This is a genomic window from Providencia sp. PROV269, from assembly GCF_028477785.1.
Classification (GTDB): domain Bacteria; phylum Pseudomonadota; class Gammaproteobacteria; order Enterobacterales; family Enterobacteriaceae; genus Providencia; species Providencia rettgeri.
Genome location: NZ_JAMPLV010000002.1, coordinates 351,231 through 371,745, shown reverse-complemented (window position 1 = coordinate 371,745; position 20,515 = coordinate 351,231). Strand labels below are relative to the sequence as shown.

Below are 20,515 nucleotides of genomic sequence, written 5' to 3'. Positions count from 1 at the left end.
TGCCCCCTAAAAAATAATACGCTGTGGAATTGCAGCATCTGGAACTAGCTGGTCTCCATGCCATTTTTCAATATTACATAGCATCGTGTTCCACCCTGACGTCCCAAGCCCTGTAGGGACCTGAATAGTTAGCGTATTGTCGGCTCCCGCCATATCTATCCCTGTTTTTTCATCAACATTTGTCCAACTTCCATGTGGTAATGCCACCACACCCGGCTTCATCGTTTGTGTCACCAATGCGGGACGCACAATTTTTCCCTGTGGGCTCGTTATCAACACAGTTTCACCGTGTTTAATACCTAAACGTTTAGCATCAGACGCATTGATATAAATTGGACTTGGCCACTGTTCACGCAACCAAGGCACGTTATCAAGCGTGCTGTGAGAGCGACGTAAGTAGTGTGGGTTATAGATTTGGAATGGATAATCCCCTTTTTCCTTCTTCGAGAAGTCGCTAAAACTTGCCTCATAACCGCTCGCGGATGGGATATATTCAGGAATTGGAGGTAATTTCGTCCAACCACATTCATCGGCTTTTTCGACTAATGTTTGGCAGTAAATTTCGAACTTACCACTCGGTGTTGGTCGTGGATTGGCTTGAGGGTCGCGAATAAAATCTTCATAGGCAATATAACCATAGTTATCACCAGAAGTACGCTTGACTTGGTATTTCCCAACAGTAAGAAATTCGTTGAGGGTAATTCGGCCTTGCTGTGGCTTACCTGTTACTTGCCATTCATCAATATCCGCTTGGGTAATGGTGATTAATGGCTCTGTGGTCTTACCATCTTCACCAATAATCGTTGCGCCATTGAGTTTATTAAAAAATTGTTGTTTTTCCGAAACAGGAAAAACCTCATCGACATCAATCCCCAGACGTTTACCTATTTCTTTGGCAATCCACTGGTCACTTCTCGCCTCATAAAGTGGCGGAGTTACATTCACCGCAGCTATAATAACTTCGCGGTTACTTGGATTTAATATGGTTCCTTCTCGTTCCCACTCTGTCGTCACGGGTAAGACGATATCCGAATATTTAGCACAAGTATGTGGAACATATGCTGCAGTTACAATCAGTTCCACATCTTTACGATAAGCTTCAACACTTTGCGAAATATTAGCTCGTGTTTGCAGTGTCGCATTAAACGGGTGAATTATCATTTGGATATTTGCATCGACATCCCCTACACCACGTTGGCGGAATCTTTTCTCTAATAATGCACGGTTAAGCTCATTGTGATTAATTTTCAAGCTAACCGGGTTTGGGATTGAAGGTAACCCACTTGCTCCGGCCATTACGAGCCGCGTGCCATTATTTCCAGCTGCGAAGTGGCAGCTGACCCCAGTCATGCGACCAGGCCTTCCCATATGGCCAGTCATAAAGCCTAATGTTGAGAATGCTTGCACCCATCCTTCACCGTTATGGATTCGAGCAGGCGCCCAACCGGTAAGCAATGCGACTCGGTTAGTGCCGCCGATTTCACGCGCTAACTTGCGAATATCGCTAGCTGACAGACCACAAATATTAGAGGCCCACTCTGGTGTTTTAGGCTCTCCCGTGTAGGTGCCTAACAGATAATCTTTGAAGTTACCTTTTGGGTCAGCGCCTGCTGGCATATTATTTTCATCAAAACCAACCGTACAACGGCGTAAGAAATCCCAATCAATCAATGGGTTGTCAGGGCTATCCATTTCTAATAACGCAGACATGATACCCAGAGCTAAAGCATGGTCAGTACCGGGGTTGATAGGGTACCAGTCTGCATCCATTAACTCTGCCGTGGTCGTATAACTTGGGTCAATACTAATAAAGCGCGCTCCCGCTTTTTTCGCTTGATAGTAATTATAGGTTGGGCTACCAGGGCTGCTCCACGCTGGGTTTGCTCCCCACATCACGATTAACTGGGAGTTACGCATATCAAAGCGGTCATTGGTACCAAAAGTATAAAACCCTTCAAGTAACCCTAAATGCGCCGGTGTTTCAAACCATGCCCCCCATGAGGTTGTTCCCCAATCGCCAACAAATCCCCCGGCTTTCGCATAAACGTTTTGGATATCAACACCATTACCGCCAGTGATCCAAATCGATTCATTCCCATATTTTTCTTTAATACGTTTCGATTCTGATGCCACAATATCTAATGCTTCATCCCAACTGATGCGCACCCATTGGTCTCGGCCTCGCAAGCTTTTATCTCCACCACCGGGAGCCCAGCCTTTACGCTTCATTGGATATTTTAAGCGATCTGCGCCAAAGACTTGTTTACGTTGTGAACGGCCACGTAAACAACCTCGTTGTTGTGGGAAATCAGGTGAGTCCGCAACTACATCATCGGTTTTTTGCCTAACAACTACGCCATCAACCACCAATGCTTTATTAACACAGCGGCCACCACAGTTATGCCAGCAGGCCACGGGCTTCCATTTCCCTTGAGTGACCGCATCAGTTGCTTGCTCAACCGCTTTTTCTTCCTCTGGTGTTGCCGCATATAATTGCTTACTCAGCGGTAACGTAGCCATCACTGATGCCGCCGATGTCCAAGCTATAAATGAACGGCGACTCAAGGCTATTTTCTGTCTTTCTGACATTGCTCTTACCTCTTCATTTTGTTTATTATTATAAATTGACTAATTCATTGATTTTTTTAATATCATTGCGTAAGAAAAGCTCAACTAATGAACTTAATTGACGATAGAATAATGTGTCTGCATGGTTATGCATTGAGCGGCAAAATGGCGTAATAAACGCCAATAGATGGGTATTTAAAAATGTGGCAGACCCGAGCAACAACGCGTTTACGTTAACCCAATCAACGGTTTCATTTTCGCTATCAATAAGTTCAGTAATACGCAGGCTTAAATGCCACATAAAATCTAACTCATAACCAATATGGTCAGCGGCTTCCCTATCCCCTTCCGGTAAATGAACGCCATACTGTTCATAAAAGGATTTCACTGCTGAGGTACTTTCTTGAAATAACAGTTTGTCACGGGAAACATAAGTTGACTCCCATGGCGCTGCTGGCGGGGCTTCTGGGCCAATAAATAAGCGAGTAAAATCCCAATGCAAGTTTTCAAAACCCTCAGTATTGGCTTTTAGCTGCCTATTGTTTAAGTCTTTATGCATGTCATTTATGGTATTTCTCATCGCGGGTAATGCTTCATCACAGGGAAATAACAGCAATCCTGAATCTCTCAAATAACTTAATAACTCTGGCGTTGGTTCTTCCATAAACAAACGCCGCAATACGTCATAAGCAAATTGACGCGCATACAGAAAATCTAAAATTTGGTCGTCATTAGTCATAAATGTATCCCTACAAGTCAGTCAGTAAAAATTCAGCGGGTGTAGTGAGTTCAATTTGCACTTCTTTAATTAAAGGATTGCCCTGTTCATCGGGCTCAACAATGTGAGAGGTCAACGCAATAGGTAGTTTGTCTAGCGAGGTTAATAAGTAAATTGCTTCAGGGTTAAATTGCAAAAACCCATGTAACAAATCTTGATAATAAGAAACGCCTGTTTGTTTCAGTAAAACCGCCACCTTTTCACAATCATCACCAAAAACTTTGGCGCTTTTAAAAAAATAATCTTGAGAAGAGAAGAAGTAATGTTTTCCTAATATTTTTTCATTGTGTTCAAAAAAAGCATTACTTTGGTACACTTGCCCCGTATGTTTATTTTCTAAAGAGCAATAATGCACCCCAAGCGATAATTTATTTTCGAGTGCAAAATTAAGCACTCGAAGGCAAGCTAATTCACTCTGTGCAACCGCCAATCCACCAGCATACCAATAGTTGTAATACACCTCATAAGGTGGATTTTTAAGTTCGAAGCCTCGAGCTTGATACGCTTCACTATTTGTTAGTGGGAAACAAAACTCTAATAAATTGATACCATCAATACCAATGTCATCAAGCTGAGTTAATAGCTGATACATTTGCTGTTCTGTACCGGGGATCACCGGCATTTCCACCATAACCGCTGGAAAAATTTCACGAGCTAACGCGATGCGGTACAAAACTTTGGTGATGCGTTCTTTTGAATCATCAATTTTGATGCTAAAACGGATTTCTTGTAGGCCTGCCTTCGCTAAAGCTAATGCGGTATTACGGTCTAATGGGTCACCAGCGGTATATAAACGGCTATGAGCCTGAGGTAATTTCTGTTGGACGGCTTGGAAAAATTCGATACTTTCTTGGCGAAAAAGTAGAGGCTCCCCGCCTGTTAGTGCGATATGGGTCAGAGGGTAACCTTGCTCGGCAATTGCATCAATTTCCCCAATCGCATCACGCATTTCCTGTTGATAACCCTGATAATTTTCTTGGTTTGGGTTAAAACAAAAATAACAATCGCGGTGGCATTTTAATGACAAAAATGTCGTATAACTCCCTTCTCCCGTACGACATTGCACGCAAGCACTCGAGAGCCAATTACAATGTATACTCTTCCCATTATTGGCAAAAGTTGCGCCATGATTCTTTATACTTAGTTTGAGTTTCTCAATTTCATGTTGCTGTGCAAAAGGGGCTTCAAAATTAAGGCCATATTCTATGATTGCCTGCTGTGTTTGCTGTTCGATATCCAAATAGCGAATAGCGTAGCGCTTAAATTTTTGATTATTTACTGTCGATATTGTTCTATCAGTAATAGGATAGATCATAAATTTCCCTTCAATTTATGAGCAAACAGTTCCTATTATTCAGTGAATTTTCAATTAGGTTCAGAATGTAAATAATCAATTAATAGACTGTCATTATAATGCCAATAACAATTAGAAATATGCTTATAAATACTCACATCATTACCGAGCAAATTGAAAATAATTTTAAATAAGAAACATTCGCATTATATTATTTTGATTTTTAATTAATATCAGTATAGGTAAGTGACGTAATATGGTGTTGCGCAGGATCAAAAAAACTTTCCTTTCATTATTTATATATCAAATGATTAGCTATCGCTGTCGTTATGGCTAGGTTATTACTCAATCATGTTCTCATTATATGAGAATTATCTCTTTAAAAATCGCCATATAAAATTCAAATACCTCATTTAATAGCATTCTAAAATAATATTAAACTAACCTTTCAACATTAAAAGAGAGGAAATAATATTTCAATTTGTAAAATTAAACTTCAAAAAATGTTCAGCTATTCATATTTATCATATTTAATTTCTTTTATTTTATAAACCTCTCTAATAAATACAGCATAGTTATTATTTATCTTTTTATCATAATTAAAGATATAATTATAATTCATCGTTAGACACTCCCAACTCGTCACTATCACGCGGTTGGTCATTATCGTCAAAGTGGTAAAGCATAAGTCACCTTAACCGTTTCCATTGGCACCTCCGTCTTTATACTCTGAATGCTGCTAATTTGCGTTAAATGATCTGCATGAAATCGACGATAAGAGGCTAAGTCTTGCGTTACAATACGGATCAAAGCATCACATTCCCCTGCCATTAGATGGCATTCAACGACTTCAGGCATCTGTTTAATGTCTTCAACGAATTGGTTGATGGTCTTGGCATCTTGTGTTTTAAACCAAATACGTGCAAATAAAGAAAGACCGGCTCCAATTTTACTGCCATCCAATACGGCCACATAACGTTTGATAACCCCGGCTTCTTCAAGCAATTTCACACGACGCAGACAAGGGGACGGGGAAAGCCCCACTTCTTTAGCTAATTCAATATTCTGAATTTTTCCATCTCTTTGTAAAATCTGTAAGATGCGTCTATCAATGGCATCCAATTTTAGCCTATTTTCTTTCATTGGTACTCAACCTCAATTTAATATTAATTTTTGATATTAAATACCAATTATTGTTTATTTTAAAGCAATAAAAAAATCCAATATCATTGGATTATCGCTATAATTTTATTGCTACTGGCCAGTTGCGTGAATTAACAATAAACAATAATGAGGAATTGAAATGGAGTTACAGACCTTGCTCTTATTTAGCGCAACCGTAGTCCCTTTAGTCTGCACACCAGGCCCAGATATTCTTTTTATTTCCGCACAAGGATTATCAGGAGGCACCTCTGCTGCCTTGAAAGCTAATTTAGGTATTATACTGGGCTATATAGCGCATGCGATTCTGGCTGCACTTGGTTTAGCGGCAATTGTTGCGGCTTCCCCTATGATTTTCCACACCATTAAATGGGTTGGAGTGACTTATGTCACTTATCTTGCTATCCGCATGGTATTATCTGCGATGAAAGCGGGAGACTTAAAAATTCAAACGGTGTCAACAAAGGCAGTAATAGCTAAAGCATTTCTGACGAGCTTTCTTAACCCTAAAGGGTTATTGGTGTATTTCGCTATTTTGCCGAATTTCATTAAGCTGACAGAAAGTGTGGCAGTTCAGTCTTTGATACTTTCAGCTGCTTTTATACTTTCGTGTGTCGTAATCTATGGTGTGATAGGTGCATTATTTGCTTCCATGCATAATAAGCGAGCTTATAATGATAAAAAACGCCGTATAACCGAGGGGGTTGCAGGCGGTATGCTAACACTCGCTGCTATCGGTTTAGCTACTAGTTAGCGAGGCAATAATTCAATCCAGATTAACTTGCTATCGGTGCTAAGTGGTTTTATCACCCCTTCACCGATATCAGGTAGCCACCAGGCTCCTTGTCCTTGCGCCATAAGATGACAATTTGCGCCAGAAATTTCCCATTCGCCATTGAGTACATAGACTAACCCTGCTTGGTTAGCTGGTAATTTACACTCTTCAGTGATGAAGTAGTTTTTAACCGCCCACCTATCATCTAGAAAAATAAAATTCATTAACTTAACTGATGGCTTTGGGACTTTTACCATACAAAATTGCTGGGCTGAAAATTGGACATGATCACCTGCATGCTCTAATCGGCACTCAAATGCTTTGGTATCGGTTAACAGAAGCGGCTGGTCATTCAACAATATTGCCAACCTTTCTCCTTCCGCATAACGTTTTAAATAGCTCTCTTGCTTAATGGTTGCAATACTTGCGCGTAGTGAATAGTCCGATGCCACTGGCCAGCAAAATACTTCTTGGCTGGCCCCCCCGCCATCATGCCAATCCAGGATAGGTAACTCCATTGTGTCAAAACATTTTATTTTCACATTACCTCCCATTTATTGCTGCTAACACATTTAGATTTATACTTAGATTGGCAAAGTTAATCTTTCAAGGCAATGAATTAACAATGATAATGTGACTAATCACGCCTCTCATTGATTAAAAAGTGACATAAACGGCCTAAAGTTTTCATTGCTTCTTCCACCCTTTCACTCCATGTAAACGATGCATTAAGACGAAATGCATGATTAAACTGATCACTAGTGGAAAACATACTTCCCGGTGCGATGCTGATCCCCTCTTTTAGTGCGAGTTGGTACAAACGAATAGCATTAAATGGCGGTTCAAATTCTAGCCATAAAAAATACCCACCTTTTGGTGTATTAACTTTTACTGACTGAGGCATGTATTTTGCTATTGCACTCAACATTTGGTGCTGACGTTGTTCCATCGTTAAACGCAGTTTACGAAGGTGGTTGTCATATCCCCCTAATGATAAGTACTCCGCAATAGCTAATTGCGTGGGAACGCTAGCAGAAACGGTGCTCATCATTTGTAAATGTTGAATTTTTGTCGCGTGTTGACCCGCGGCAACCCAACCCACTCGATACCCCGGCGCTAAACATTTCGAAAACGAAGAACAATGAAAGAAATTTCCTTTAGTATCTAGTGCCTTTGCGGGTATTGGCTGTTTGTTACCAAAATAAAGTTCCCCATAGACATCGTCTTCAATTAATGCAATTTGCTGCTTATTCAGGATATCGACCAATCGTTTTTTGTTCGTTTGCGGCATCGTACCGCCTAATGGATTTTGATAATGTGTCATCAGCCAACAGGCTTTAATTGGATATTTGCTTGCAATATCCTCTAACGCGTCAAGATCAATACCAAATAGCGGGTCTGTTTTAATAGCAATTGCCTTGAGTTTTAACCGCTCAATTGCCTGAAGTGAACCATAGAATGCAGGTGATTCGATAACGACCCAATCCCCGGGCTGAGTGACTGATTGTAAGCTCAGAACTAAAGATTCCATGGCTCCTGCTGTAATCACGATTTCATCAGGAGCAACATGGATCCCTTGAGTTGCATAACGCTGAGCAATGTTTCGACGCAGTTGTTCATTACCAGGCGGCAAATTAGCTGGTGTATTAAATTTCGATAAGCGCCTAGCGACAGACGCGAGTGATTTCGCGAGTTTTGGGTCATCTAATAAGGCGGGCTCTGGAAATGCGGAGCCAAATGGGATAATATTCGGGTCCTTACAAGCTTGTAAGACACCAAAAATAGAGGCGTTAATCTCTACATTTTCATTCAAATGTAGCCCTTTACCTCCTTTTGCGGCAGCAAATGCGTTATTGCGGTTTGCCACGTAATACCCTGATTGCGGGCGAGCAACGACCCATCCTTGGCTTTCAAGCAACTGATATGCTTGCACAACAGTCATTAAACTTAAACCAGACTGTTTAACACTTTCCCTCAATGAAGGTAATCTGTCGCCCACTTGCCAGATATTGTCTTCAATTTGCTGACGAATTTGCGCTGCTAATTGTTCGTATCTCGTCATAGCCGCCTCAACTGTTATAGTTAATATCTCAATAATTGTTACTATTATAGTTTATCGTCTCATGTTCTACTTATCCACACATTCACCTGACTTTTTTTTAACTATAAGCACAAAACATTTTTCGTTGGATGGCGATTATTTTGCACTCAGGTGTGAGCAATCTCTTTTGCTAAGGATTAGCGCCTCAATTGCTCTCATCAAAACGTTGAATGTTGCGTGTCATTAACATATCCACTCAGGGGTCAATATGTTTGGACTAACTGCGCTGGAACTTGCCCGTATACAATTTGCGTTTACGGTCTCGTTTCATATTATTTTTCCAGCCATTACGATTGGGCTCGCAAGTTACCTTGCGGTGCTACAAGGTTTATGGCTTAAAACTCGTGATCAAGACTATATAAAACTGTTCCATTTTTGGTCGAAAGTTTTTGCGGTTAATTTCGGAATGGGTGTTGTTTCTGGCTTGGTTATGGCATACCAATTCGGCACTAACTGGAGCTTTTTCTCAGATTTTGCGGGAGGTATTACAGGGCCATTACTCACTTATGAGGTTCTTACGGCCTTCTTCTTAGAAGCTGGTTTCCTCGGTGTTATGTTGTTTGGGATGAACCGTGTAGGTGAAAAATTGCATTTCTTCGCTACTTGCATGGTTGCGCTAGGAACGATTATTTCCACATTCTGGATTTTGGCCTCCAACAGCTTTATGCAAACACCACAAGGCTTTGAAATTATTGATGGGCGCATTGTTCCCGTTGATTGGTTTGCCGTTATTTTCAACCCCTCTTTCCCTTATCGATTACTGCATATGACTACAGCAGCTTTCCTTGCTGCAGCATTTTTTATTGGGGCTTCCGCCGCTTGGCACTTGCTCAAAGGCAACAAGTCCAGTGCCATGAAAAAAATGTTTTCCATGTCCCTGTGGTTGATTTTAGTTTTAGCCCCTGTTCAAGCTTTAATCGGGGATGCTCACGGCCTAAACACACTTAAACATCAACCGGTTAAAGTGGCTGCAATGGAAGGTCACTGGGAAAACAAACCCGGAGAAGCCACTCCGCTGATCTTGTTTGGTATTCCAAACCAAGAAAAGGAAAAAACAGAATTCGCTATCGAAATCCCTTATTTAGCAAGCCTGATTTTAACACACAGTATTGATAAACAAGTCCCCGCGCTAAAAGAATATGCCCCAGAAGATAGGCCTAACGTGTTTATGGTGTTTTGGTCATTCCGCGTAATGGTCGGGCTTGGCTTATTAATGATAGCGGCTGGAGTTTGGGGTTTATGGCTTCGCTACCGTAAAAACCTTTATGAGTCGAAAACATTCTTACGTTTTATGTTTTTAATGGCACCTTCTGGGCTGATAGCCATCCTTGCAGGTTGGTTTACAACAGAAATTGGCCGCCAGCCATGGGTTGTTTATGGGCTACAACGAACCTCTGATGCGGTCAGTGCACATGGCGAAATGCACATGAGCATCAGTTTAATCGCCTTTTTTGTCGTTTATGGCGGTGTTTTCGGGATTGGCTATATGTACATGATGAAATTAATTCGTAAAGGTATCGCGGAGGACGCAGCTCATGGGCATTGATTTACCTCTCATTTGGTTTGTCATCATCGTATTTAGTATGTTGATGTATATTGTCATGGATGGGTTCGATTTAGGCATTGGGATCCTTTACCCTGCGCTGAAAGACAGCCAAGACCGTGATCTGATGATGAACAGCGTTGCCCCAGTGTGGGATGGCAATGAAACTTGGTTGGTTTTAGGTGGAGCCGCTTTATTTGGTGCTTTTCCTCTCGCTTATGCGATTGTCCTTGATGCCCTGTCAATTCCATTAACTTTCATGTTATTGGCCTTGATTTTCCGTGGTGTTGCCTTTGAGTTTCGCTTTAGAGCGGATGAATCACACCGCCGCCATTGGGATCACGCCTTTATTTGGGGTTCAATTTTTGCCACCTTTGTTCAAGGAGTGGTCGTTGGTGCCTTTATCCAAGGCTTCCATGTAGAAAACCGTGTTTACATGGGGGGTTATTTCGATTGGTTCGCGCCTTTCCCACTATTTTGCGGATTTGGCCTTGTTGTGGCTTATGCACTATTAGCTTGTGGGTGGTTGATCATGAAAACTGAGGGCCACTTACGTAGCACGATGTATCGTGTTCTACAGCCATTAACATTACTGATGTTAGCGGTAATTACGGTGATCAGTCTCTGGACTCCGATGTTAAATGAGGCCGTTTTTGAGCGTTGGTTCTCTCTGCCAAACCTGTTCTTCTTTTTACCTGTTCCGTTACTGGTATTAGGCTGTACTTGGTTGATCCTAAAAAGTGCTAAGCGACAACGATTCGATAGCGTGCCATTCTTAGCGGCTTTAATGTTGATTTTCCTTGGGTTTACTGGCCTAGGTATCAGTATCTGGCCAACGCTCATTCCACCCGCAGTCAGTTTCCGTGATGCCGCTGGCCCATCCGAAAGTTTAGGCTTTATGTTAGTCGGTGCGTTATTCATTATTCCTGTTATTTTGGTTTATACCTATTGGAGTTACTATGTCTTCAGAGGAAAAATTACCCCAGAACAAGGTTACCACTGATAACGTGGCAGCCTCCCCTTGGTGGAAAAAACTCGGTTGGATGGCCATTATCTGGTTCGGAAGTGTATTGGCGCTATTTGCCTTCTCTTCCGTGTTTAAATTGATGATGACCGCAGCCGGAATGAAAGTGAAGTAATCTACCTTTCGATATGCCGTATGCTAAAAATCATACGGCATTTTTATTAAAATCAACAATTCATCACTGTAAATTGCCTCCCTACTGTTGAAAATCTCTCTTTATAAATATCCTCTTCCAATCACTCACTAGCGGTTGCAACTTACAAAGTTATTCATGATAATGATAATAATTACCATATAATAAAATTATCATTAATAAAGGAGATTGTCCGTGGCCACTGAACAACCCGTTGAAAAAAACATCTACCGCCCGGCTCCACCACAGCTCATTCAAGTCAAATCCATTACCGATATCACCCCATCTATTCGCAGCATTACTTTCACCGGTGAAAGACTCAATACATACCCAACTGATTGTGAAGGTGGGCACCTGAAAATATTTTTAGCCCCTGATTTAATCAGCCAGCCCGCACTCCCTATCCTAAGTAAAGAAGGCCGTAGCTGGCCAGAAGACAAACCTCGTCCATTTGTTCGTACCTATACCGTCAGAGCCATCCGCCCTGAAGTTAGCGAGATAGATATTGAATTTGCTATGCATGATGGCGCAACTGGCCCTGCATACCTATTTGCACGTGATGCAAAACCAGGAAATTGGATGGGGATTACCAATCCGGGTGGCCCAGACCCATTATTGCCTGCCAGACAACATTACTTCATGGCCGGTGATTCAAGTTCTCTACCCGCTATTGCCGCATTATTAGAAAAAATGCCAGCAAATGCCCAAGGTAAAGTCGTACTACGGTTAGATAGCCCAAAAGACGTGCGAGAACTGAAAAAACCTGAACACGTTGACGTAATTTGGATCTGTGGTGATATCACCAAAACAGCTGAATTAATTAGCACGTTTAAGTCTTGGGACATTCCAAACAATGATTGCGCTTTTTGGATTGCGGGTGAAGACCAAATTATTCGTGATTTGCGTCGTTATATTCGTCGAGAAAAAGGTTTTGGTCGTGATGATATCTATGCAATTCCTTACTGGCGATATGGTTATGATGAGGAAGGTTATCACCATGAACGCCATGCTGTAATGGACAACCCTGACGACTAACTTCGGTTCAAATAGTTAGCTCGCTTATTGATTATAAACTCTACTAAGCGAGCTCATATCCTGCTCCTATCTGCCTTCATCACGTTTTTAGTCATTATATTCCTCATCAATAAACTAGCTAAAATACTTTTCATTCTTACATTTGTTATGTTATAACATAATGGTTTTTTATGGTCGTTATATTCACTACAAAAATAGGAAAACCACTGTGTACAAAATGGCAATTTTAAAAACCAGTCTTTATGTCGCATTAGCTCTCACTAGCTATACAGCAGCTGCTCATGGCTCACATAGTCACTCTCATCCACAATCAGAGAAAGCACTCCAAGCTTCAAAAGGGATTTTTGAAGATGCTGACGTCAAAGATAGGTCTCTTAGCGATTGGCAAGGCATCTGGGAATCGGTTAATCCATTACTATTAAATGGAAAGCTCGATGAAGTTTTAGAAAGTAAAGCAAAGAAAAATAAAGATAAAACGGTTGAAGAGTATCGTGAATATTATAAAAAAGGCTATGCCACCGATGTTGACAGCATTGGAATTGAAAATGATGTTATTGAGTTTACCCAAAACGGTGCCGTAAGCAGCTGTAAATATGACTACGCCGGTTACAAAATTCTTCATTACACTTCAGGGAAAAAAGGCGTCCGTTACTTGTTTGAATGCAAAGATGCTAACTCAAAAGCGCCCAAATTTATCCAGTTTAGCGACCATATTATTGAGCCACAGGCCTCGGGGCATTTCCACCTGTATATGGGAAACGAATCTCAGGAAAAATTATTAAGCCAACTAGAAAATTGGCCAACCTATTACCCATATACCCTCACAGATGAGCAAATCGTACATGAAATGCTCTACCACTAATCAATTGCCTCTATAAAGATTTAACCTATACCCCGCGAACAAATCGCGGGGTATATAATTAATAACAAAACTAATTAATAGTTATAAGCCAATAAGGCTTTATGGCACAATTGTGATCTCACACAATCCTCAATAGTAAAATTCACCATCGAAACCATTTCATCAGTACTAAAACGTTGTAATGCATCGGTTAACCCTGAGGACACACCTTCAGGCAAATCACACTGGGTCACATCACCATTGACAATCACCGTCACATTTTCACCAAGCCGAGTTAAAAACATTTTCATTTGCGTGACAGTGACATTCTGCGCTTCATCTAATATCACGACGGCATTTTCAAATGTTCGACCTCGCATATAAGCAAATGGCGCGATTTCCACTTTAGCAATTTCGGGGCGCAAACAATATTGCAAAAAGGATGCGCCGAGCCTTTTCACCAATACGTCATAGACAGGACGAAAGTAAGGCGCAAACTTTTCTGACATATCACCCGGTAAAAAACCGAGATCTTCCTCCGCTTGAAGAACGGGCCTTGTCACAATAATCTTATTGATATCTTTATGAATTAACGCATCAGCTGCAAGTGCAGTGCTGATATAGGTTTTACCACATCCCGCTTCGCCATTCGCAAAAATTAATTGCTTATGTTTAATGGAATTAATATAGAGTTTTTGAGCTTCATTTCTGGGCAATATAGGGGATTCATCACGACGTTCTTTTGCCATACCGATAGCTTCAATGCCAGTAAATTCAGCAAATGATGCGACGTTATTGATATCAAAACGACCTGAGCGATCTTTGCGTGATGAACGTTTCATTTCACGACGTGCCTTTGTTGCAGCTTTCTGTCTACTCATAGTATTAACCCTTCCAGGTATCAGTGATGTCAATTCAAATGACGGACTATTCAAAACAGAGGTGAGCTCCCTTCAAGCTCAAAGTTAATATCAAACATCTATTATGTGGCTGTAACTCCATGCAATAACTCGGCTAATAAAAAAACCGGTTACCAATCTCACCATGAAAATTTCATGATGGAGTGGTAACCGGTTTTGTACTCGCGTGTATAAACACTTATTTCCCATTAGTTTCTCCTGTAACAGCGATACTTTTAAACTAATGAATCTATATGACAGTAATATGACAAGCAGCAATATTTTTAGTGCATCAATGAGTCCATGTTTTTATTGCAGTTTTCATCTGCTTTAAATATAGCGTCATTTTTTTTGATAAAGCAACATTTTTCTAACAAAATTTTGGGCGTTTATTAAAATTTTTCGTTATCACACATAAATATAAAAAAATAAAACCGCAATAATCAGTTAATTAACTATTGCGGTTTTAAAGGATAATTAGCGTATTTTACAATTTCCCGCTAACTCAAAACCTGCGGCTTTAGCCGATTGTTCGTCAGTGAAGATGACGGCATTTTTATCAGCGATGGTATTGAAGCTAGCACAATGTGAAAAATGATATTTTTTAGAATTGCGATTACCTTTAATTTCAACCGTATTTGGTACAATAGATTTATTTTCTATTACTTGAGGCTGATTTAAAGGTGAGACTGGTGAAATATTAACACCCTCTGCGCTATTTTTATGATTTAAACTCCATTTTTTCTCCCCTGTCACAAATGGGTTATGATGGCCCATCACCTTAGCGACTCGATTATCACGCTGGATTTCCCAAGGGGTTGGAGGATATTTATTATCCCAAGCCATCAGTAACTGTTGTTGTTGACGTGACATAGATAAGTTATAGCGGTCATGCATATAGAAATATACTCGGGCTACTTGCCCTTTGGCCTCATCTCTTGGTTCAAAGATTTTTTGTTTAAAATCAACTCGACTGCGGCACATTCCGTATGGATATGGCGTATTAGCGGGTAATTGCCCAAAACTAAAATTGCTTCTATCACCATTCACCTCACCAATAGAAGGCGCTAAATTATGCAGATCGGCTTCCATTTGGCCAAAAATAGGGTCACTAGACACACAGTTTTTTCGCCCACCTTGTTGCCAACATTGTCTTTGATGACCAAACACCCATGCCGGAACAATATGCTCCCATTCAATGCGTTCGGCTCGGTTCTGTTGTTTACGCACTTGATAACCACAAGAGGCTAAATCGACTTTTCCTCCGCTTTTTCCTGCCCATTCCCACTGGCACCCACAGTATATTGTTCCCTCACCTTGGTGATTTTGATCTGCATAAACCTGAGTTTTACTCAGTGCTTTGGCTTCAGTAAATGAACTTGGTGCAGAAAATGAAAAAGCAGAAAAAATAAATAATAGAATCGAAAAAACGAATTGATAATATTTGGACAAGCTAAATTGTTTCAAAATAACACCACTAATAAGAATATATGCGAAGAATTGAAATGAATACGTTAGTTTTTCCTCTAACACATTAATGCATAAGAAGAAATATCACATATTCTAATCAAATAGTAGCATTAATGATATCAGCGATGACTCAATTTTATGGTTAACACCCACATCAGAATTTATGCAGCTTTAATAGAATATCTAACTCTTATTAGTAAAAGAAAAAAGTATGGCTTACGGATATAGCAAGAATACCAGCAAGCCATCCCTTAAAAATTACACGCTTGGTCTTTTGCGATATAACCATAAACCAGGTAAAGAAATACCAATAGACAAGGCTCCAACAATGAAAGACGCTTTTAAGAAATTAGTCACTAGAACCTCAACTAATTCAGGATCATAGCCAAATTGCGATATTTTAACGACTGAAATCATTGCAATATAGGCACTAATACCTGGAAACATTGGGATCACGGCAGCAACAGTAAACACTTTAGGATGAGCTAACCACCAGCGCGACCACTGAATACCGATAATACCGATTAAAATTGCTGCAAGAAAACTTGCCCACTCGATTTGCAGCCCTAGTGTCATCAATATCATTCTAAAGCCATAGCCAATAGCACCTAATAAAGCGCAATATTTCAATGCTCTAACAGGCACATTAAATACCATAGCAAACCCAACTGCTGGTATAGCCGCTAGTAGCATTTTCTCACATAAGGAGAACAGAAATTCTATGCCCATTCTTTTAAACCCCAGATTGTCATTGCTAATACAACCCCAATACAGGTAGCCAAAGTAAGGAGACTCGCCATTGTCCAACGCGCTAAACCTGTATTAACATGCCCTTTAAACATATCAGCGACTGCATTAATTAATGGAAAGCCCGGAACTAAAAGCAATACGCTGGCAGCCATAGAAATCGTTTCAGTGACTGCTAAATACGGTATTTTCAGTAATAATCCAGAGACCGTTGTCGCAACAAACGCAGTGATACAAAAATTAATCAATGGGTTCATTTGATGAGAAGTTAACACTTGTCGCACATACATTGCACAGCCACTGGCTAAAAATGTAATTAATGCACTTTCCCATCCCCCTCCATTCAACTTGCTGAAACAAGCACAAGATAAAGCCACCATCAAAACCATTAACCATCGAGGATATCGCAACGGTTTAATCGATGATAATTTCTTGTGTAATTGTTTTCGGTCTAGTAAATGATGTTCGACGAGAATGACCGCATGCTGGACTTCGGTGACAACATGCATATTAATACCACGGTCAATAATACGCCGTGTTGACGTTAGGCAGCGGCCATCAATTATGGTGGTTAAAACTAATGAGTTAGATGAGATTGCACTATCAACTTGATTTGCTCCAAGTGCAATGCCCAAACGGGTTGTCAATTGTTCAACGAGCATACTTTCAGCGCCATGTTGCAATAACAATAAGCCACACTCAATACATAGCCGAGTTACCTCACGTTGCTGATCAACAGGATCATTTTGGTCTATTTTTTGTTCATTCAATGCATGCTCTGCCATCTTGCCCCCAATATTGTGACAACCATTCAGATATCATCCTAAACATGTTAATCTTTATAAATATCATAAAGACAAATATCAGCTTAAATGATGATCTCTTTCAGGTAAATCTGTGATTGAGGTAACGTGATTTAAACTATTTGGTAAAATTTGTTATGTTATTTTCTTATTTGAAGACAAAGAGTAGGATTAGCCATTCATGAGTAGCACGCTTACAGCTAAAACCCCAAAAGGCCGACGTCGTCATCAGGCTTTGATCACTGCCGCAACTGAAATTTTTCTGCAATATGGGTTTGAAGGTGCAACTCTGGATATGATTATTGAACGTGCTGGAGGCTCTCGAACGACTTTATATAAAAATTTTGGTGATAAAGAAGGGTTGTTTGCCGCTGTTATTGCATCTATGATTGATGATATTTTTCAAGAACCTAACGAAAAAACACCCTCACTAAATACGATTGAGTCCATACTTTCTTTTTATGGTTCTCGATTTTTATTGAATGTTCTTAAACCTGAATCCATCGGGTTATATCGGTTAATTTTAGGTGAATACAACCGTTTCCCTGAAATAACCCATGCATTTTTTGAGCAAGGCCCTGTAAAAAGCTATCGCTTGTTAACACAGAAATTGGCTTTACTTCCTGATGTTAAAGTAAATGAAACAACATTATTAAGTATTTCTTCACGCTACCTAGAAATGCTAAAAGCGGATGTGTTTATCACCACTTTTTGTGTTGCCGATTTCAAGCCCAGCGATGAATTTATTCAACAGCAAATTGCTATGTCCGTCGATATCATCGCCAGTTATATCCGTAAAATCAGTAAAACCACAATCGACTAAGCTAAAACTGATTGGGCTTGCTCTTTTGCAGCTATTGCATCCGTTGCGATTAAAACTTGAGGACCATACAACGCAGACAACATGGGAGCCATGCGTTCCATCTCCTCTTTATCTCGGCCATCAGGTTGTAGCGTAACAACTAGAGCGCGACAATGCTGTTCCATTGCTTCTTTTGCATCTTTCAACCAACGACGCACATATTTCATACTTTGCATATCTTCTGATGATGGTTTTTCTTTTTTAACCACTGGAGGATATATCAATACAAATTCATTTCTTCTCGCCAATAACATATCCATTTCCTCTAACCATAAACGTGTTTCATCCATAGTTGATGGAAATATATTCATCTCGCAGATTGGCCAATTTTCTGTTTTTATCATATTTTTACTCATCACAATCATCTCTGTTGTCATCATTAATTAAAGTGTACTTGAATGTACACTTTTCTATCATCCATAGTCAAGAATGATTATCATTTGTATTTTGCAAATTATGCTATTTCTGACAGTGACTAACAGGAATATTCTTAATATGCAGAAAAAGTTTATTAGTTAAAAACATTCACGTGTTCGAGTGGTGCGTTTTTGAATATGGAATGTTATTCTGACGATATTATGAATTTTAAAAGCGAAAATACGATGAAAAAAACTCTTCCAATTGCGTTTAGCCTTTTAATGGCTTTCACTGCATTTAATGCAAATGCAGGTGCAACCTGTGATACTTATTTCAAAGAAATGAATGACCTTGTTAAGCAAGCTGAAGAACAATATAAAGATGAAGCCAATGCAGGTGAACAAATTGCATTAATGAAGTCACAATTAGAGGAAGCGAAAAAAGCCCTTGCTAGCTACCCAGATGATGCACAAGAGCAAGCTTGCAGCCAAGCACTTAAAGCAATTGAGCAAGCCAAAGAAGCGGTAAAAACACCCTAGAATTGTTCGCTTTTAATAGATAAAAAAATAGCCTGCTCAGCAGGCTATTTTATTTACCGAACCACGAGAACCGAGATCTTCGCATAGGAAACAATCCCAGAAGCATTTGAACCTAATAAATGGGTTGAAATACTTGGATTGCGTGAGCCGATAACAATAAGGTCAGCATCAATAGCCTCAGCTTCTGATAAAACTTTATCTCTTGGTGAACCAAACTCCACCTTATAAGAGATTTTATCTGACGGATAATCAATCTTTTCAATAATTTCTTTTAGCTGCTCTTCAGAGCGCTCAAGTGCTTTTTTAGCAAATGAAGACAGTAAATCATAATGATAACTATAACTCATTGAAAATCTTGAAACATCTGGAACTGAGTGAAATAAGTGAATTTTCGCATCTGAAATTTTTGCTAAATAAATAGCATGTTTTAATGCGTTATCTGTTAGTACATCTTCAGATATATCCACGGGAACCAAAATTGTTTGATACATATGATGCCCCTTATTAATTATGTTGACGTTTTTATTCAAGTTATATTGTTGCGTATTTTTACAACTTGGTTATTAGGCGTAGCGGGTGAATATTTTCCTTTTTAGTCTTTAGAAGTATAGCCTTACTGCACTAAAAAAGCTGTGAAGCCCCTTACTATTACAACAAAAAATTATTCTTCTAAATGCCATTTATGCAAAATACGATGAATAAAAGGAGTTACAATTAATCCAATACTGATAATAAAAACACTTTGTAAAAATAAACCATAAATAGCGATAAAGAAACGGCCTCCCCGTGTAATTGGAGCCGGCTCAATAGCTTGCCCACTCAACATAGACAACGCATTAAGCATTGACTCAACAGCTGAATGGCCTTCAATAAAATAAAAACCGATTATACCGGGTAATAACCCAAGAAAAAAAATCAAAAGCCCGAGTAAATAAAAACGTAAAACTCTCAGAACAAAGTGTTCAACACGCAGTAATTCTTGTGAAAACTTTTCCATACTGACTCAAATTCACCTTGTTATAAGTAAGATCAATTAACTTGAGTGCTAAAACTGATTGAATTGGCAATACAAATAATGAAATAAAAAAGAACCTACCCATTGAGCAGGCTCTTCTCTAATTATTAACGTACAACCAGCACTGATGTTTCAGCGTAACGTACTATACCCGCCGCTGTTGACCCTAAAAGATGAGTTGTAATATTTGGGCGACGAGAGCCAATGACAATAATATCGGCATTAATGTCTTTTGCTGTATTAATCACTTCATCTCGTGGAGAACCAAACGTTATAGTATAACTAACGTCATCATGAGGTAAATCAATTGAATCCATTAACATTTTCATGTCTTCTTCCGCTTTCACCGTCGCACGGTCTTTTATTTCCATGTAACCTAAAGCATACGCATTAATAATTGCTGAAGAAATTGGCAAAACATGAATAAGATGAATTTTAGCACTAGATTGCTTTGCAAGATTAACAGCATGACGAACGGCTTTGCTGGTTAATTCATCTTCTGTTAAATCGATAGGGACCAGAATCGTTTTATACATAACCCCTCCTAAAATAGTTAAAATGAAGTTCTAC

General features: G+C 39.8%; 22 protein-coding genes. 8 read left to right on the top strand and 14 right to left on the bottom strand.

All coding sequences use genetic code 11. The features are described 5' to 3' along the window. Positions 1 to 6: 6 nt before the first annotated feature. The 4 genes from PR683_RS03130 to PR683_RS03115 all read right to left on the bottom strand — a co-directional run bounded on the left by PR683_RS03130 (position 7) and on the right by PR683_RS03115 (position 5,783). Positions 7 to 2,589, bottom strand: a complete 2,583-nt coding sequence (locus PR683_RS03130) for a molybdopterin-dependent oxidoreductase (RefSeq protein WP_210782621.1) — start codon at positions 2,587 to 2,589, stop codon at positions 7 to 9. Between the two features lie 28 nt (positions 2,590 to 2,617). Then, the gene (locus PR683_RS03125) at positions 2,618 to 3,307 is read right to left on the bottom strand and encodes a TorD/DmsD family molecular chaperone (RefSeq protein ID WP_109911290.1); all 690 of its coding nucleotides are present in this window, start codon (positions 3,305 to 3,307) and stop codon (positions 2,618 to 2,620) included. A 10-nt stretch (positions 3,308 to 3,317) separates the two neighbouring features. After that, positions 3,318 to 4,661 (bottom strand): radical SAM protein, encoded by a 1,344-nt coding sequence (locus PR683_RS03120; RefSeq protein WP_123382020.1) that lies wholly within the window; start codon positions 4,659 to 4,661, stop codon positions 3,318 to 3,320. 648 nt (positions 4,662 to 5,309) lie between these two features. Then, positions 5,310 to 5,783, bottom strand: a complete 474-nt coding sequence (locus tag PR683_RS03115; RefSeq protein WP_115167334.1) for an Lrp/AsnC family transcriptional regulator — start codon at positions 5,781 to 5,783, stop codon at positions 5,310 to 5,312. 160 nt (positions 5,784 to 5,943) lie between these two features. On the opposite strand from PR683_RS03115, the gene PR683_RS03110 reads away from it, so the two are divergent. Further along, on the top strand, positions 5,944 to 6,555 hold the full coding sequence (locus PR683_RS03110; protein ID WP_117161969.1) for a LysE family translocator: 612 nt from the start codon (positions 5,944 to 5,946) through the stop codon (positions 6,553 to 6,555). Here the strand turns inward: PR683_RS03110 and PR683_RS03105 are convergent. Together PR683_RS03105 and PR683_RS03100 are read right to left on the bottom strand one after the other, a co-directional pair. Beyond that, the gene (locus PR683_RS03105) at positions 6,552 to 7,118 is read right to left on the bottom strand and encodes a HutD/Ves family protein (RefSeq protein WP_226537837.1); all 567 of its coding nucleotides are present in this window, start codon (positions 7,116 to 7,118) and stop codon (positions 6,552 to 6,554) included. The two genes, PR683_RS03110 and PR683_RS03105, sit on opposite strands and share 4 nt — an antisense overlap. A gap of 95 nt (positions 7,119 to 7,213) precedes the next feature. Continuing rightward, complete coding sequence (locus PR683_RS03100) at positions 7,214 to 8,638, bottom strand: aminotransferase-like domain-containing protein (protein ID WP_004910542.1); 1,425 nt, start codon at positions 8,636 to 8,638, stop codon at positions 7,214 to 7,216. Between the two features lie 247 nt (positions 8,639 to 8,885). Between PR683_RS03100 and PR683_RS03095 the strand changes: the two genes are divergently transcribed. The 5 genes from PR683_RS03095 (at position 8,886) to zinT (ending at position 13,274) form a co-directional block, all read left to right on the top strand. Further along, positions 8,886 to 10,223: a cytochrome ubiquinol oxidase subunit I gene (locus PR683_RS03095; protein WP_109911286.1), complete on the top strand. Its 1,338-nt coding sequence runs from the start codon at positions 8,886 to 8,888 to the stop codon at positions 10,221 to 10,223. Continuing rightward, the gene (cydB, locus tag PR683_RS03090) at positions 10,213 to 11,223 is read left to right on the top strand and encodes a cytochrome d ubiquinol oxidase subunit II (protein WP_123382021.1); all 1,011 of its coding nucleotides are present in this window, start codon (positions 10,213 to 10,215) and stop codon (positions 11,221 to 11,223) included. The genes PR683_RS03095 and cydB overlap by 11 nt, the downstream gene beginning before the upstream one ends. Before the next feature lie 4 nt (positions 11,224 to 11,227). Further along, entirely contained in the window at positions 11,228 to 11,359 is a 132-nt protein-coding gene (locus tag PR683_RS03085; protein WP_004264009.1) for a DUF2474 domain-containing protein, read from the top strand. Positions 11,360 to 11,572: 213 nt separating this feature from the next. Next, positions 11,573 to 12,412, top strand: a complete 840-nt coding sequence (locus PR683_RS03080; protein WP_004910533.1) for a siderophore-interacting protein — start codon at positions 11,573 to 11,575, stop codon at positions 12,410 to 12,412. 217 nt (positions 12,413 to 12,629) lie between these two features. Then, complete coding sequence (zinT, locus tag PR683_RS03075) at positions 12,630 to 13,274, top strand: metal-binding protein ZinT (RefSeq protein ID WP_109911338.1); 645 nt, start codon at positions 12,630 to 12,632, stop codon at positions 13,272 to 13,274. Between the two features lie 74 nt (positions 13,275 to 13,348). On the opposite strand, the gene phoH is transcribed toward zinT, so the two are convergent. The 4 genes from phoH to PR683_RS03055 form a co-directional block, all read right to left on the bottom strand. After that, positions 13,349 to 14,134, bottom strand: a complete 786-nt coding sequence (phoH, locus tag PR683_RS03070; protein WP_004910528.1) for a phosphate starvation-inducible protein PhoH — start codon at positions 14,132 to 14,134, stop codon at positions 13,349 to 13,351. A gap of 495 nt (positions 14,135 to 14,629) precedes the next feature. After that, on the bottom strand, positions 14,630 to 15,604 hold the full coding sequence (locus tag PR683_RS03065) for an endonuclease (protein ID WP_442959607.1): 975 nt from the start codon (positions 15,602 to 15,604) through the stop codon (positions 14,630 to 14,632). Between the two features lie 276 nt (positions 15,605 to 15,880). After that, positions 15,881 to 16,351, bottom strand: a complete 471-nt coding sequence (locus PR683_RS03060; RefSeq protein WP_004910523.1) for a threonine/serine exporter — start codon at positions 16,349 to 16,351, stop codon at positions 15,881 to 15,883. After that, complete coding sequence (locus PR683_RS03055; protein WP_004910522.1) at positions 16,342 to 17,154, bottom strand: threonine/serine ThrE exporter family protein; 813 nt, start codon at positions 17,152 to 17,154, stop codon at positions 16,342 to 16,344. Before PR683_RS03055 ends, PR683_RS03060 begins: the two co-directional genes overlap by 10 nt. A 199-nt stretch (positions 17,155 to 17,353) precedes the next feature. On the opposite strand from PR683_RS03055, the gene PR683_RS03050 reads away from it, so the two are divergent. Next, the gene (locus PR683_RS03050; protein WP_004910519.1) at positions 17,354 to 17,995 is read left to right on the top strand and encodes a TetR/AcrR family transcriptional regulator; all 642 of its coding nucleotides are present in this window, start codon (positions 17,354 to 17,356) and stop codon (positions 17,993 to 17,995) included. On the opposite strand, the gene PR683_RS03045 is transcribed toward PR683_RS03050, so the two are convergent. Then, positions 17,992 to 18,390: a hypothetical protein gene (locus tag PR683_RS03045; RefSeq protein WP_231136489.1), complete on the bottom strand. Its 399-nt coding sequence runs from the start codon at positions 18,388 to 18,390 to the stop codon at positions 17,992 to 17,994. The genes PR683_RS03050 and PR683_RS03045 overlap by 4 nt on opposite strands. Positions 18,391 to 18,636: 246 nt before the next feature. Between PR683_RS03045 and PR683_RS03040 the strand changes: the two genes are divergently transcribed. After that, positions 18,637 to 18,930: a DUF5339 family protein gene (locus PR683_RS03040; RefSeq protein WP_036958707.1), complete on the top strand. Its 294-nt coding sequence runs from the start codon at positions 18,637 to 18,639 to the stop codon at positions 18,928 to 18,930. A gap of 53 nt (positions 18,931 to 18,983) precedes the next feature. On the opposite strand, the gene PR683_RS03035 is transcribed toward PR683_RS03040, so the two are convergent. The 3 genes from PR683_RS03035 to PR683_RS03025 all read right to left on the bottom strand — a co-directional run bounded on the left by PR683_RS03035 (position 18,984) and on the right by PR683_RS03025 (position 20,481). After that, positions 18,984 to 19,421 (bottom strand): universal stress protein, encoded by a 438-nt coding sequence (locus tag PR683_RS03035; protein ID WP_004910514.1) that lies wholly within the window; start codon positions 19,419 to 19,421, stop codon positions 18,984 to 18,986. Between the two features lie 170 nt (positions 19,422 to 19,591). Further along, positions 19,592 to 19,927 carry a hypothetical protein gene (locus PR683_RS03030; RefSeq protein WP_004910512.1) on the bottom strand — a complete coding sequence of 112 codons (336 nt, stop codon included), beginning with the start codon at positions 19,925 to 19,927 and terminating at the stop codon, positions 19,592 to 19,594. 125 nt (positions 19,928 to 20,052) lie between these two features. Then, entirely contained in the window at positions 20,053 to 20,481 is a 429-nt protein-coding gene (locus PR683_RS03025) for a universal stress protein (protein ID WP_004910510.1), read from the bottom strand. Positions 20,482 to 20,515: the final 34 nt, after the last annotated feature.